This window comes from Nocardioides sp. Root140 (assembly GCF_001426745.1).
GTDB lineage: Bacteria > Actinomycetota > Actinomycetes > Propionibacteriales > Nocardioidaceae > Nocardioides.
Window position 1 is genome coordinate 1,042,122 of sequence record NZ_LMFI01000001.1, and the last position, 12,350, is coordinate 1,054,471.

The 12,350-nt window shown below is 68.7% G+C and carries 12 protein-coding genes; 5 read left to right on the top strand and 7 right to left on the bottom strand.

The window, feature by feature from the left end; genetic code table 11:
* The first annotated feature begins 22 nt into the window (after nucleotides 1-22).
* Complete coding sequence (locus tag ASD30_RS05080) at nucleotides 23-931, top strand: type IV toxin-antitoxin system AbiEi family antitoxin (RefSeq protein WP_056677727.1); 909 nt, start codon at nucleotides 23-25, stop codon at nucleotides 929-931.
* 97 nt (nucleotides 932-1,028) lie between these two features.
* Here the strand turns inward: ASD30_RS05080 and map are convergent, their stop codons facing one another.
* From map to ASD30_RS05100, 4 genes are read right to left on the bottom strand one after another with little or no spacing between them, the layout of a single operon-like run.
* The gene (gene map, locus ASD30_RS05085) at nucleotides 1,029-1,793 is read right to left on the bottom strand and encodes a type I methionyl aminopeptidase (RefSeq protein ID WP_056677729.1); all 765 of its coding nucleotides are present in this window, start codon (nucleotides 1,791-1,793) and stop codon (nucleotides 1,029-1,031) included.
* A gap of 9 nt (nucleotides 1,794-1,802) precedes the next feature.
* Nucleotides 1,803-2,966: a thiolase domain-containing protein gene (locus ASD30_RS05090; RefSeq protein WP_056677731.1), complete on the bottom strand. Its 1,164-nt coding sequence runs from the start codon at nucleotides 2,964-2,966 to the stop codon at nucleotides 1,803-1,805.
* Nucleotides 2,963-4,018 carry a thiolase domain-containing protein gene (locus ASD30_RS05095; protein ID WP_056677734.1) on the bottom strand — a complete coding sequence of 352 codons (1,056 nt, stop codon included), beginning with the start codon at nucleotides 4,016-4,018 and terminating at the stop codon, nucleotides 2,963-2,965. The genes ASD30_RS05090 and ASD30_RS05095 overlap by 4 nt, the downstream gene beginning before the upstream one ends.
* Complete coding sequence (locus ASD30_RS05100) at nucleotides 4,015-4,980, bottom strand: Zn-ribbon domain-containing OB-fold protein (protein ID WP_056677737.1); 966 nt, start codon at nucleotides 4,978-4,980, stop codon at nucleotides 4,015-4,017. Before ASD30_RS05100 ends, ASD30_RS05095 begins: the two co-directional genes overlap by 4 nt.
* 60 nt (nucleotides 4,981-5,040) lie before the next feature.
* On the opposite strand from ASD30_RS05100, the gene ASD30_RS05105 reads away from it, so the two are divergent.
* Nucleotides 5,041-6,084 carry an LLM class F420-dependent oxidoreductase gene (locus tag ASD30_RS05105; protein WP_056677740.1) on the top strand — a complete coding sequence of 348 codons (1,044 nt, stop codon included), beginning with the start codon at nucleotides 5,041-5,043 and terminating at the stop codon, nucleotides 6,082-6,084.
* Nucleotides 6,081-7,658 (top strand): fatty-acid--CoA ligase FadD8, encoded by a 1,578-nt coding sequence (gene fadD8 / locus ASD30_RS05110; protein ID WP_056677744.1) that lies wholly within the window; start codon nucleotides 6,081-6,083, stop codon nucleotides 7,656-7,658. The genes ASD30_RS05105 and fadD8 overlap by 4 nt, the downstream gene beginning before the upstream one ends.
* A gap of 129 nt (nucleotides 7,659-7,787) precedes the next feature.
* On the opposite strand, the gene ASD30_RS05115 is transcribed toward fadD8, so the two are convergent.
* Nucleotides 7,788-8,039: a DUF4242 domain-containing protein gene (locus tag ASD30_RS05115; protein WP_056677747.1), complete on the bottom strand. Its 252-nt coding sequence runs from the start codon at nucleotides 8,037-8,039 to the stop codon at nucleotides 7,788-7,790.
* Nucleotides 8,040-8,160: 121 nt separating this feature from the next.
* The gene (locus ASD30_RS05120; protein ID WP_056677750.1) at nucleotides 8,161-8,958 is read right to left on the bottom strand and encodes a crotonase/enoyl-CoA hydratase family protein; all 798 of its coding nucleotides are present in this window, start codon (nucleotides 8,956-8,958) and stop codon (nucleotides 8,161-8,163) included.
* A 47-nt stretch (nucleotides 8,959-9,005) separates the two neighbouring features.
* Between ASD30_RS05120 and ASD30_RS05125 the strand changes: the two genes are divergently transcribed.
* Together ASD30_RS05125 and ASD30_RS05130 are read left to right on the top strand one after the other, a co-directional pair.
* The gene (locus tag ASD30_RS05125) at nucleotides 9,006-10,631 is read left to right on the top strand and encodes an acyl-CoA synthetase (protein ID WP_056677753.1); all 1,626 of its coding nucleotides are present in this window, start codon (nucleotides 9,006-9,008) and stop codon (nucleotides 10,629-10,631) included.
* Nucleotides 10,632-10,639: 8 nt separating this feature from the next.
* Nucleotides 10,640-11,737 (top strand): NAD(P)H-dependent flavin oxidoreductase, encoded by a 1,098-nt coding sequence (locus ASD30_RS05130; protein ID WP_056677756.1) that lies wholly within the window; start codon nucleotides 10,640-10,642, stop codon nucleotides 11,735-11,737.
* A gap of 16 nt (nucleotides 11,738-11,753) precedes the next feature.
* Here ASD30_RS05130 and ASD30_RS05135 read toward each other — a convergent pair whose 3' ends face one another.
* Entirely contained in the window at nucleotides 11,754-12,194 is a 441-nt protein-coding gene (locus ASD30_RS05135; protein ID WP_056677759.1) for a PPOX class F420-dependent oxidoreductase, read from the bottom strand.
* Nucleotides 12,195-12,350 lie beyond the last annotated feature (156 nt).

The following is a 12,350-nucleotide window of genomic DNA, read 5'->3' on the forward strand; positions in this document are numbered from 1 at the left end:
AGATCCATTCAGATGGAGTGACTTGGCCGAACTCGGCGTCTCCGAGTTCACCCTCCGACGCTGGCTCAGGTCCGGCGTCGTACGACGACCGCTCACGGGCGTCTATTGCTCGGCGTCTGTCGAGGACACCCTCGAGCTCCGCGCCAGTTGCGCCGCCCTTGTCCTGCCAGAGGATGCGGTGGTGTGCGACCGGTCAGCCGCCTGGCTGTGGGGCGTGGACGTGCATGAGCCGGACGAGCGTTTCGCCGTACCGGACCTGGAAGTGGCGGTCAAGCCCGGGCACACGCCGCCACGTCGCAAAGCGGTGCGCGGCGTCGAGCGGGAGTTGGCCGAGGAGGAGGTGATCCAGGTTCATGGCGTGAAGGTCACGACGCCGGTGCGCACTGCTCTCGACGTTGCCTGCCTCCGTGGTCGATGGCGAGCGTTGGCCACGCTCGACGCCTTCATGCGTGAGCACGAGCTGACGCACGAAGAATTCGGAACTGCCGTCGTGCGACTCTCCGGACGGCGCGGTGTCACGCAAGCGCGAGAGCTGTACCCGTTGGCTTCTCCGTTGTCCGAATCGCAGGGGGAGTCGTGGGTGCGTGGCGCCATTCACGACTCCGGCCTGCTGATGCCCGAACCTCAGGTGGAGATCCGGGAGGACGGCGTAGTCATGGCGCGCATCGACCTGGCCTATCGGCGTCTCCGGATCGCGGTCGAGTACGACGGGGAGGAGTTCCACGCCGAGGAACAGGCAGAGCACGACGAGGCCAGGCGTGACTGGCTGCGCGAACGTGGTTGGTACGTCATCGTCGTACGCAAGCATCAGCTGGCGGGTCGGGCGCGCGAGCAGTGGCTTGACGAGCTCGGCGCGATCATTGCTGCACGCAGTGCGCCACAGAAGCGGAAGTACGCCCGGAGTCGCGTGCCCTGGGTCCCCGCGCAGTGAGTCCGGCGCGATCAGAAATGCACGGTTCGGGCATCAAGAGCACGCGGTTCGCGCGTCAAGAATGCACGGTTCGGGCATCAAGAGCACGCAGTTCGCGTCAGCGGGCGGTGAGGACGATGGGATCCGCGTCGGTGATGGCGATGGTGTGCTCGGAGTGGGCGCCCCGTGATCCGTCGGCGCTGCGCAGGGTCCAGCCGTCGGCGTCGGTGTAGATCTCGTCGGTGGTGTGCAGGAACCACGGCTCGATCGCGATGACGAGTCCGGGCTTGAGCGGGTAGCCGCGTCCGGCGCGTCCGTCGTTGGCCACGTGCGGGTCGCCGTGCATGGTGCGCCCGACTCCGTGGCCGCCGAACTGGAGGTTCACCTTGAGGTTGGCGGCGCGGGCCACCTGGCCGATCGCGAAGCTGATGTCGCCGATCTTGTTGCCTGCACGGGCCGCGTCGATGCCGGCCGCGAGTGCCACCTGCGTGGTCTCGATCAGGGCGAGGTCCTCGGGCCGCGGCGTGCCGACGACGACACTGATCGCCGAGTCGGAGACCCAGCCGTCGACGGCGCAGGCGAAGTCGAGACTGAGCAGGTCGCCGTCCTTGAGCACGTAGTCGTGGGGGAGGCCGTGCAGCACGGCGTCGTTGACGGACGTGCACAGGACCTTGCCGAACGGCGAGGCCCCGAACGACGGGTGGTAGTCGATGTAGCAGGACTCCGCGCCGCGGTCCTTGATCATCCGATGGGCCAGGGCGTCGAGCTCGAGCAGGTTCACCCCGACGTCGGCGGCGGCGGCGAGCGCGGTGAGGACTTCGCCGACGAAGACACCGGCGGGACGCATCTCGTCGATCTGGGTGGGGGTGCGGAGCTCGATCATGCGCCCAGCCTAGAGGGCGGGCTTGTCCGCCCCGACCACCCACATGGCGAAGAACTGCGAGCCGCCGCCGTACGCGTGACCGAGCGCACGTCGTACGCCGTCGACCTGGTGCTCGCCGGCCCGGCCGCGCACCTGCAGTGCGGCCTCGGCGAAGCGCAGCATGCCGGACGCCCCGATCGGGTTCGAGCTGAGCACTCCGCCGGAGCAGTTGACCGGCAGGTCACCCGTCATCGCGGTCACGCCGGACTCGGTCAGCTTCCAGCCCTCACCCTCGTCGGCGAAGCCGAGGTTCTCCAGCCACATCGGCTCGAACCACGAGAACGGCACGTACATCTCGACCGCGTCGATCTCGCGCCGCGGGTTGGTGATGCCCGCCTGCTTCCAGAGGTACGCCGCCGCATCGCGGCCCGCCTGCGGGTTCACCTGGTCACGTTCGGCGGCGGTGGTGGGCTCGGACCTCATTGCCGTGGCGTGGATCCAGGCCGGGTTGTCGACCGAGGCGGCGGTGTCGGCGTCGGCGATGACCAACGCGCACGCCCCGTCGGAGGACGGGCAGGTCTCGTCGTAGCGGATCGGGTCCCACAACATCTGTGAGGCCAGCACCGACTCGACCGTGGTGTCCTTGTTCTGCAGGTGCGCGAAGGGATTCTTCAGCGCGTTCTGGCGGTCCTTGGCCGCCACCACCGCGCCGATGTGGAGCGGGGCGTTCGACCGGCGGATGTAGGAACGGACGTGGGGCGCGAAGTAGCCACCCGCGCCGGCATGGACCGGCATGATGAACGGAACCGGCACCGAGAGTGCCCACATCGCGTTCGACTCCGACTGCTTCTCGAACGCCACGGTCAGCACTCGCTTGTGCACCCCGGACTGCACGAGTGACGCGGCGACGATGGCGGTCGATCCGCCGACCGACCCGGCCGTGTGCACGCGGAGCAACGGCTTGCCCGCGGCGCCGAGCGCCTCGGCCAGGTAGAGCTCGGGCATCATCACGCCCTCGAACAGGTCGGGCGCCTTGCCGACCACGATCGCGTCGATGTCGTCGAACGACAGGTTGGCATCGAGCAGCGCCCGGTCGATCGCCTCGCGGCACAGGCCGGCCATCGAGACGTCTTCGCGCTTGGCACGGTGGTGGGTCTGGCCGACACCGACGACGGCGGCAGGTTGCTTGCTCATTTCGTGGCTCCGTCCATGACGCAGACGAGGTTCTGTTGCAGGAGTGGACCGGACGTCGCGTGGCCGAGCGCACGCGTGACCTCACCGTTGCGGATCCGGTCGGCCGCCTCGCCGATGCGATTGAGGCCGGCGGTGAACATCGGGTTCGAGGTGAGCGCACCTCCCGACGGGTTGATGCGTACGTCGGACGCGAGGCCCAGCGCGTGACGCAGGATGAGCTCCTGGTGGCTGAACGGTGCGTGGAGCTCGGCGACCTCGACATCGTCGATGACCGCGGACTCCGCGGCCCGTGTCGCGGACTTCGAGGCGGTGAGGTCGCGGGCGCCGAGCTGGAGCGGATCGACGTTGTGCGCGAGGCCGGTGATCCATGCTGGTCGCTCGGCGGCGTCCCGCGCACGGTCGTCGGCGGCCAGCACGATCGCCGAGGCTCCGTCGGTCACGGGCGCACAGTCGTGCTTGCGCAGCGGGTCGGCGTACATCGGACGGGCCAGGAGCTCCTCGACCGACGAGCCGCCGCGGCGTACGGCGTGGGGGTTGGTCTCGGCGTCAGTGAGCGACCTCTGGGCCACCGACGCCATCGCCGTCTCGTCCCAGAGCTCGGCCTCGATGCCCAACCTGGCCTGGAGTCCGGCGAGGGACACGCTGTCGGGCCACAACGGCGTCATCGTGTAGGGATCGAGCTGCAGGGCGAGGGTGCGGCGCAGGACGCCGGCCGACGACTTGCCGAACCCGTAGACCAGTGCGGTGTCGATCTCCCCGGTCTGGATCTTCACCCAGGCCTCGTAGAGCGCCCATGCCGCGTCCATCTCGACGTGCGACTCGTTGACCGGCGGCAGGGCCCCGATCGCGTCGACCGCGGAGACGAACGAGAACGACCGGCCGGCCAGGTAGTCGGAGGATCCGGAGCACCAGAAGCCAATGTCCTTGCGGGTGAACCCGGTCTGCTCGTAGAGCTCCGCGAAGAGCGGGACCAGCAGCTCGACCATCGTGGGGGAGCCGTCGAACTCCAGCATCTGACGTTGGGCGAAGCCCACCACTGCCACGTTTCTCACAGGTGCACCTTGTAGCTCTCGAAGTCCGCGTCCGGCTCGTCGGTCGGCGCGAAGTGACTGATGTTCTCGACGGTCGTGCCCCACTCATCGCGCGGCCGCCACACCGCCTCGACCCGCATTCCCATGCGCACCTCGCTCGCCTCGATGCCGAGGATCAGGTGCAGGAAGGCGATGTCGGCGCCGTCCAGCAGGACGTACGCCGACACGTACGGCGGGGTGATCTTCTGGCCCAGGAATGGCACGTTGACGATGCAGAACGTCGTGACCGTGCCGGTGCCCGGGAGCTCGACCTCGTCGGTGGTGGGTACGCCGTCGACCGGGCACGCACCACGCGGGGGCACGTAGACCTTGCCGCACGCGGGGCAGCGCTGGCCGAGGATCCGCCCCTGCTCGAGCCCGCGGAAGAAGGCGCTCTCCTCGGGGCTGGCGGCGTAGGTGTAGTCGAGGTTGACCGGGGTGATCAGCCTGCCGTGCGTCGGTGGGTCACCTGCGGCGTCGCGCGGGGGGTCTTCCTGATCGCGAAGCTTCTCGAAACAGGCGATGTCGGTGATGGCTCCCACTGGCTCGTTCACCCAGCGTGCCCGGACTCGCATGCCGACGCGCAGGTCGTCGTACGGGATGTCCAACGCGTGGAGGAAGGGGGCGGTGGCGCCGTCCAGCAGGACCAGGGCCCACGCGAAGGGGCGGTCAAAGGGCTGCTCGGCGACCGGCTCGGGGACCCACGTCCACGACTGGACGGTGCCGGCGGGGCCGACCTCGACGAAATCGGTGACCGGTTCGTGGGTGGCAGGGTCGAACTCGGGCGGCGGAAGGACGACACTGCCGTCGGCAAGTCGGCCGGCGACGAGGCGGCGTTCGCGGAGACCCGCGAAGAACGCACCGAGCGTGGGGCCGACAGATCTGGTGTAGTCGAAGCTGACGCGCAGCGGCGCACTGAGGGTCCGGGCCTGCGAAGTGGTCATGGTCCAAAAGTGAAACATGTTCTAGTGTGGGGCACAAGCAATTCTGGTGAGGAGATGCACATGAAGCTGGGCCTGCAACTGGGGTACTGGGGAGCGCAGCCACCGACCGACGTCGCCGAGCTCGTCGCGGCTGCGGAGGACTCCGGGTTCGATGCGCTGTTCACCGCGGAGGCGTGGGGGTCCGACGCGTTCACCCCGCTGACCTGGTGGGGCCGCGAGACCAGTCGACTGCGGCTAGGCACGTCGATCGTGCAGATGTCGGGCCGCACTCCGGCGTCCATCGCGATGCATGCGCTGACCCTCGACCATCTCTCGGGTGGCCGGGTGGTGCTCGGCATGGGCGTCAGTGGTCCGCAGGTCGTCGAGGGCTGGTACGGCCAGCCCTTCTCCAAGCCACTCGCCCGCACCCGCGAGGTTGTCGAGATCATCCGGAAGGTGCTGGCCCGCGAGGCACCTGTCACCAATGCCGGTCCGCACCACCAGATGCCGTACGACGGCCCTGGGTCGGTCGGACTGGGCAAGCCGCTCAAGTCGATCGTGCACCCGCTGCGCGCAGACATCCCGATCTGGCTCGGTGCCGAGGGGCCGAAGAACGTGGCCCAGACCGCCGAGATCGCGGACGGCTGGATCCCGTTGTTCTACACCCCGAAGTCGGCGGAGATGTACCAGCCGTGGCTGGACGAGGGTTTCGCACGCCAAGGGGCTCGGCGATCGCGGGCGGACTTCGAGATCGCCGCCAGCTGCCACCTGCAGGTCACCTCCTCGGAGGAGGAGCGTCGGGCCGTGATCGACGCGATCAAGCCCACGATCGCCTTGTACATGGGCGGTATGGGCGCCAAGGAGCAGAACTTCCACAAGGCGGTCTTCGACCGAATGGGCCACGAGGCGATCTCGGGCAAGGTGCAGGAGCTCTTCCTGGCCGGGAAGCGCGACGAGGCTACCGCGCTGATCCCCGACGACCTGGTCGACGACATGCACATTGTCGGCAGCGCGGCGTACGTGAAGGAACGCGTCGCCGAGTGGGAGTCGACGGGTGTCACCGAGCTGTTGCTGAGCTGCCGTACGACGAGCGAGGTGCGCGGAGTCGCGGAGGTGCTGGCGTGACTGCGTCCAGCTCGACGGGGGCCGACCTCCACGCCGGCACCCACAACGGCCATCTGATGGTCAGCGCCCTGAAGCGGCACCGCGACGACCCGGTGATGTACCTCGGCGACGTCACCCTCACCGGCGGCGAGGTGGAGAGCCGGATCAGCCAGTACGTCCAGGCCTTCGAGGCGCTCGGCGCCGGCACCGGCTCGGCGTCGGCGCTGCTGGCGCTCAACCGACCCGAGGTGCTGTTCATCCTCGGTGCCGGCCAGACCCAGGGCTTCCGCCGTACGTCGTTGCACCCGCTGGGGTCGCTCGACGACCATGCCTACGTGATCAACGACGCCGGCATCACCACGCTGATCGCCGACCCGGCCTTCGCCGAGCGTGCCCTGGGCCTGCTCGACAAGTGCCCCGGCCTGACGCAGGTGCTGACGATCGGCCCTGTGCCCGAGGTGCTCAGGCAGGTCGGCACGGACCTCGTCGCGGCCGCTGCGTCGTACCAGCCCCAAGCCTTGACCGCACGGCTGCTGCCCGGCGACCACCTCGTGTCGATCACCTACACCGGCGGCACGACCGGCAGGCCGAAGGGTGTGATGGGCACCGCGCGGTCGATGAACACGATGGCGCAGATCCAGCTGGCCGAGTGGGAGTGGCCGGACAACCCGCGGTTCCTGATGTGCACACCGCTCTCGCACGCCGGCGCCGCGTTCTTCGTGCCGACCGTGATGAAGGGTGGCTGCCTGGTCGTGCTGCCGAAGTTCGACCCGGCCGAGGTGCTGCGCACGATCGAGGAGCAGCGGATCACCGCCACGATGCTGGTGCCGTCGATGCTCTACGCCCTGCTCGACCACCCCGACTCGCGCACCCGCGACCTCTCCTCGCTGGAGACCGTCTACTACGGCGCCTCGTCGATCAACCCGGTGCGGCTGCAGGAGGCGATCGACCGCTTCGGCCCGATCTTCGCGCAGTACTACGGCCAGTCCGAAGCGCCGATGGCGATCACCTATCTCGCCAAGGGCGACCACGACAAGGCCAGGCTGAGCGCGTGCGGACGCCCGTCGGCGTTCATCCGTGCCGCCCTGCTCGACGAGGACGGATCGTCCGTCGCCCAGGGGGAGCCGGGAGAGATCTGCGTGGCCGGTCCGCTGGTCGCGTCCGGCTACTGGCAGCTGCCCGACGAGACCGCGGCGACCTTCCGCGACGGCTGGATGCACACGGGCGACGTGGCCAGGGAGGACGAGGACGGCTTCTGGTTCATCGTCGACCGCACGAAGGACATGATCGTGACCGGCGGCTTCAACGTGTTCCCGCGCGAGATCGAGGACGTCGTCGCGGAGCACCCCTCCGTCGCCCAGGTGGCGGTCATCGGCACACCCGACGAGAGGTGGGGTGAGGCGGTCACCGCCCTCGTCGTACTCCGCGACGGCGAGGTGCTCACCGACGAGACGACGCAGTCGATCACCGCGCTGGTCAAGCAGCGCAAGGGATCGGTCCACGCACCGAAGCACGTGATCGCCGTGGACGCGATTCCGCTGACTGGCCTGGGAAAGCCGGACAAGAAGGCACTGCGGGCTCAGTACGCCGGCTGATCGTCGGCGTGCACGCCTGCTTCTTCGTCGCACTGGCCGCGCACGTCGGGTGTGGTCGTCAAGCACCAGGTAGTGGACCGCGACCGCCTGCTCTCGCGCATGCTGTGAACGCGAGGCAGGCCGGTTTGGTCAGGCCCCTTCCTTCACCTCGTAGATCTCGTCGGCGACGAGCCCGTGCGCCTCGCGGTGGACGGTGTTGGCCGCCTCGGGATCCGGTGCGTCGACCAGGCAGAAGATCTTGCCGTTGGCCTCGTCGACCCAGTACTTCAGGTAGTTCACTCCGTGCTGGTCCTGGATGGCCAGATCGGCGGCGTGGGCTTTGGCCACACCGTCGACGGTCACCCCGTCACCGACGTTGTGGACGTCCATGTAGAGCGTCATCGGCGTACTCCTTCGTTGAGGGACGCTTCAGGCTAGGAGCCCCTTGTGAGCCGCCGCATCCCCTGAACGGGGCATCTGGCGGCCACGAACGGTGCCGACCGCGCAGGCGGGGATCCCCGGGTCACCGGCCCTGGAAGCGGGGAGGACGCTTCTCGGCGAAGGCGCGGGGCCCCTCCTTCGCGTCGTCGGACGCGAACACGGCCGCGCCGACCTTCGCGTCGTCGGCCCAGCAGTCGTCCTCGTGCTTGCCTTCGGAGTCGCGGATCGTCTTGAGCACCGCCTGTACGGCGAGTGGGCCGTTGGCACCGATCAGGTCCGCGAGCTCGTGGGCCTTGGCCAACGCCTCGCCGTCGGGGACCACATGTCCCACCAGCCCGATCTCCTTCGCCTCGGGGGCCTTGATGTGGCGCCCGGTCAGCAACAGGTCGGCCGCCACGGTGTAGGGCAGCTGGCGGGGGAGTCGCACCGCCGAGCCGCCGAGCGGATAGAGGCCCCACTTGGGTTCGGAGACCCCGAACCGCGCCGACTCCCCGGCGACCCGGATGTCGGTGGCCTGCAGGATCTCGGTGCCGCCGGCGATGGCCGGCCCCTCGACCGCGGCGATCAGCGGCTTGGTGAGGCGGAATCCCTTGAGCAGCGACTTGATCACGGACGGGTCGAACTCGCCGGACTCGAACTTGTCGGAGGGCGCGGACTGAGACATCGCCGTGAGATCGGCGCCGGCGCAGAACGCGCCTCCGGCGCCGGTCAGGATGGCCACGCGCACGGAGTCGTCGGCGTTCACCCGGTCCCACGCCTGCTCCATGAGTGCGAGCATCTCGCCGGAGAGGGCGTTGCGCTTCTCGGGGCGGTTCATCGTGACGACCAGGGTGTGCCCGACCTGCTCCACGAGGCAGTGGGGTTCCGTTTCTCGAGTCATGGTGAGGACTCTAGTCAGAAACGAGAACGTGTTCTAGTCTTTCCGGCATGGCCCTGAACATCGCTGATCTCTTCGAGCACGCCGTCGACGCAGTCCCCGATCGCCACGCCATCCAGGTCGGTGACCGCAAGGTGGACTACACCGAGCTCGAGGCTTCCGCCAACAAGCTGGCGCACCACCTGCAGGCACAGGGGATCGGCGTCGGCGACCACGTCGGCGTCTACGCCAAGAACAGTGTCGAGCACGTCGTGGCACTGCTTGCGATCTTCAAGATCCGTGCCGTCGCGATCAACGTGAACTACCGCTACGTCGAGGGCGAGCTCGACTACCTCTTCGACAACGCCGACCTCGTTGCCCTGCTGCACGAGCGCACCTACGCGCCCCTGGTCTCGCTGGTCGCTCCCAAGCACGACAAGCTCACGACACTCATCGCGATGGTCGACCCGACCGACCCGACGAACGACGCCGACATCTCGTCGTACGGCGGGGTCACCTGGGCCGAGGCACTCGAGGGCCAGAGCGACGCCCGCGACTTCGGACCGCGCAGCAACGACGACCTCTACATCGTCTACACGGGTGGTACGACGGGCTACCCGAAGGGCGTGATGTGGCGCCACGAGGACTTCTGGCGCGTGCTCGGCGGCGGCATCGACTTCATGGCCGGCAACCGTCTCGAGGAGCTCGACCAGTCCAGGTCGGCGGCGGCCAACGCCCCGATGGTCACCTTCCCGCTCTCGCCGCTCATGCACGGCGGTGCGCAGGCGGCCATGCTGATGCACCTCTTCGCCGGGCACCTGACCATCCTCGCGCCCAAGTTCGACCCGCGTGAGGTCTGGGAGATCGTCGACCGCGAGAAGGTCCAGCTGATCTTCATGACCGGCGACGCGATGGCCCGCCCGCTGATCGAGGAGTTCGAGCGCTCGTCGTACGACGGCACCTCGCTGGTCGCGGTCGCCAGCAGTGCCGCGATCTTCAGTCGCCCGGTGAAGGAACGCTGGATGGGCGCCTTCCCGAACACGTTCTTCACTGACTCCGTCGGGGCCTCCGAGACCGGCTTCCAGGGCACCGGCCTCCAGGACAAGGACAACATCAAGGGGGAGGGGGCGATCATCAGTCTCGGCCTCGAGTCCGTCGTCCTCGACGAGAAGAACCGGGTGCTCGACGCGGCCACTCAGGTCGGCGAGATCGGCCGCCTGGCGCGGTCGGGCAGCGTCCCGGTCGGCTACTACAAGGACGAGGTGAAGTCCGCGCAGACCTTCATCGAGGTCGACGGCACGCGCTACTCGGTGCCCGGCGACTTCGTGCGGCTCGAGGGTGACAACAAGGTCACGTTGCTGGGCCGGGGCTCCAACTGCATCAACACCGGAGGCGAGAAGGTCTACCCCGAAGAGGTCGAGAACGCGTTGAAGGCGCACCCCGACGTGTTCGACGTACTCGTCGTCGGCATCGCGGACGAGAGCTACGGCCAGCAGGTGGCCGCAGTCATCCAGCCGCGCACCGGCACGGCGCCCGAGCTCGAGGGCCTGCGGTCGTTCCTCCGGACCAGCCTCTCCGGCTACAAGCTGCCGCGCTCGGTCACCCTGGTCGACGAGATCCCTCGTCACGCGACGGGCAAGGCCAACTACCCCAGGGCGAAGAAGCTCGCCGGCGCCACTGTCGCGGCAGCGGTCTGAGGACGACGATGCACAGCGACCTGTGTGAACTCTTCGGCATCGACTACCCGATCTTCGCGTTCACGCCCTCCGAGCACGTGGCGGCGGCAGTCTCGAAGGCCGGCGGGCTCGGGGTGCTCGGGGCCGTGCGGTTCAACGACGCCGACGAGCTCGACCGTGCCCTGACGTGGCTCGACGACAACACCGACGGCAAGCCCTACGGCGTCGACGTGGTGATGCCGATGAAGGTGCCCACCGAAGGCAAGGCGGTCGACCTCAAGGCGATGATTCCGCCGGAGCACCTCTCATTCGTGGAGCGGACGCTGCAGCAGCTCGGCGTACCGCCTCTTCCGGAGGGTGAGGGCCGCGACGGCGTGCTGGGCTGGCTGCATTCCGTGGCCCGCTCACACGTCGACGTGGCGCTGTCACACCGTCCGGTGCTGATCGCCAACGCATTGGGCTCGCCCCCGGTCGACGTGATCGAGCAGGCGCATGCCGCGGGGGTGAAGGTCGCCGCTCTTGCCGGCGCGGCCAAGCACGCGCTCTCGCACGTGCGCAACGGCGTCGACATCATCGTCGCCCAGGGCTACGAAGCAGGCGGGCACACCGGTGAGATCGCCGGCATGGTGCTCACTCCCGAGATCGTCGACGCGGTGGGACCCGACGTCCCTGTGCTCGCCGCGGGCGGCATCGGCTCTGGCCGCCAGATGGCCGCCGCCATGGCACTGGGCGCCCAGGGCGCCTGGACGGGCTCGCTCTGGCTGACCGTCGAGGAGTACGACCTGTCGGCCGGCACGGGCATCCGCGACGCGCTGCTGGCCGCCGGTTCGGGCGACACGGTGCGCACCCGCGTCTACACCGGGAAGCCCGCGCGTCTCCTGAAGACGAAGTGGACCGACGCCTGGGAGGCCCCGGACGCGCCGGAGCCGTTGATGATGCCGTTGCAGAACCTGCTCGTCGCCGACGCCCACAACCGGATGAACCGCGGCGACGACCCCGAGACGATCTCGATGCCGGCGGGCCAGATCGTCGGGCGCACCAACGAGGTGCGTCCGGTGGCCGAGGTGATGGCGTCGTTGGTCAAGGAGTACGACGAGACGGTGGCGCGGCTGCAGTCCCTGGCGTGAGCCGGATCGCGCGGCGTCAGGTCCCGCTGGCCTTGGGAAGCTGGAGCATGCCGTAGGCACGCTTCGGCGTGATGCGTACGACGGCGCGCCCCTCGTCGACCATCGCCTTGCGGTAGGCGGCCCAGTCGTCGTGCTCGCCGACGAGTGCACGGTAGATGTCGACGAGCTCGTCCACCACGGCGTCGTCCGGAGACTCGGCGACCGGTGACAGTGCGGCCTCGCCCTCGATCACCGCGTAGGAGAAGAAGGTCTCGCCGTTCACGTGGACGGCGACCCAGGGCTCACGTTCCATGTTGCGAAACTTGGCCCGTCCGGCCGTGGTGGAGATCCGGATGGTGCCGTCGTCGTCCACCGTGTGCAGCACGTTGGACTGCTGGGGACGGCCGTCGCGCCGGACCGTGGTCAGGATTGCCTCGCGCGTCGCACGGGCGGTGTCGAGAGCCTGTGTCAGTTCCATGCCGACACAAAGCCTGAGTCGCTTCGGGTATTCCTGCCCGGCGCCGTGGTCAGTTCGACGGCTCGAAGCGAGGCGTGAAGGGCATCGTCGGGGTGGACGAGAAGTCGCCGCGAGGTCCGCTGAAGTCGCCGGCGTAGTAGCCGTTGTGCCGGCGAG

Excerpts from the sequence above, each read along its gene's own strand:
- ASD30_RS05115 (WP_056677747.1), bottom strand. The coding sequence starts at position 8,039 with ATGACGCTCTACATGGACGTCCACAACGTCGGTGACGGGGTGACCGTC.
- ASD30_RS05130 (WP_056677756.1), top strand. The coding sequence starts at position 10,640 with ATGCACAGCGACCTGTGTGAACTCTTCGGCATCGACTACCCGATCTTC.
- map (WP_056677729.1), bottom strand. The coding sequence starts at position 1,793 with ATGATCGAGCTCCGCACCCCCACCCAGATCGACGAGATGCGTCCCGCC.
- ASD30_RS05125 (WP_056677753.1), top strand. The coding sequence starts at position 9,006 with ATGGCCCTGAACATCGCTGATCTCTTCGAGCACGCCGTCGACGCAGTC.
- ASD30_RS05120 (WP_056677750.1), bottom strand. The coding sequence starts at position 8,958 with ATGACTCGAGAAACGGAACCCCACTGCCTCGTGGAGCAGGTCGGGCAC.
- ASD30_RS05100 (WP_056677737.1), bottom strand. The coding sequence starts at position 4,980 with ATGACCACTTCGCAGGCCCGGACCCTCAGTGCGCCGCTGCGCGTCAGC.
- ASD30_RS05135 (WP_056677759.1), bottom strand. The coding sequence starts at position 12,194 with ATGGAACTGACACAGGCTCTCGACACCGCCCGTGCGACGCGCGAGGCA.
- ASD30_RS05090 (WP_056677731.1), bottom strand. The coding sequence starts at position 2,966 with ATGAGCAAGCAACCTGCCGCCGTCGTCGGTGTCGGCCAGACCCACCAC.
- ASD30_RS05105 (WP_056677740.1), top strand. The coding sequence starts at position 5,041 with ATGAAGCTGGGCCTGCAACTGGGGTACTGGGGAGCGCAGCCACCGACC.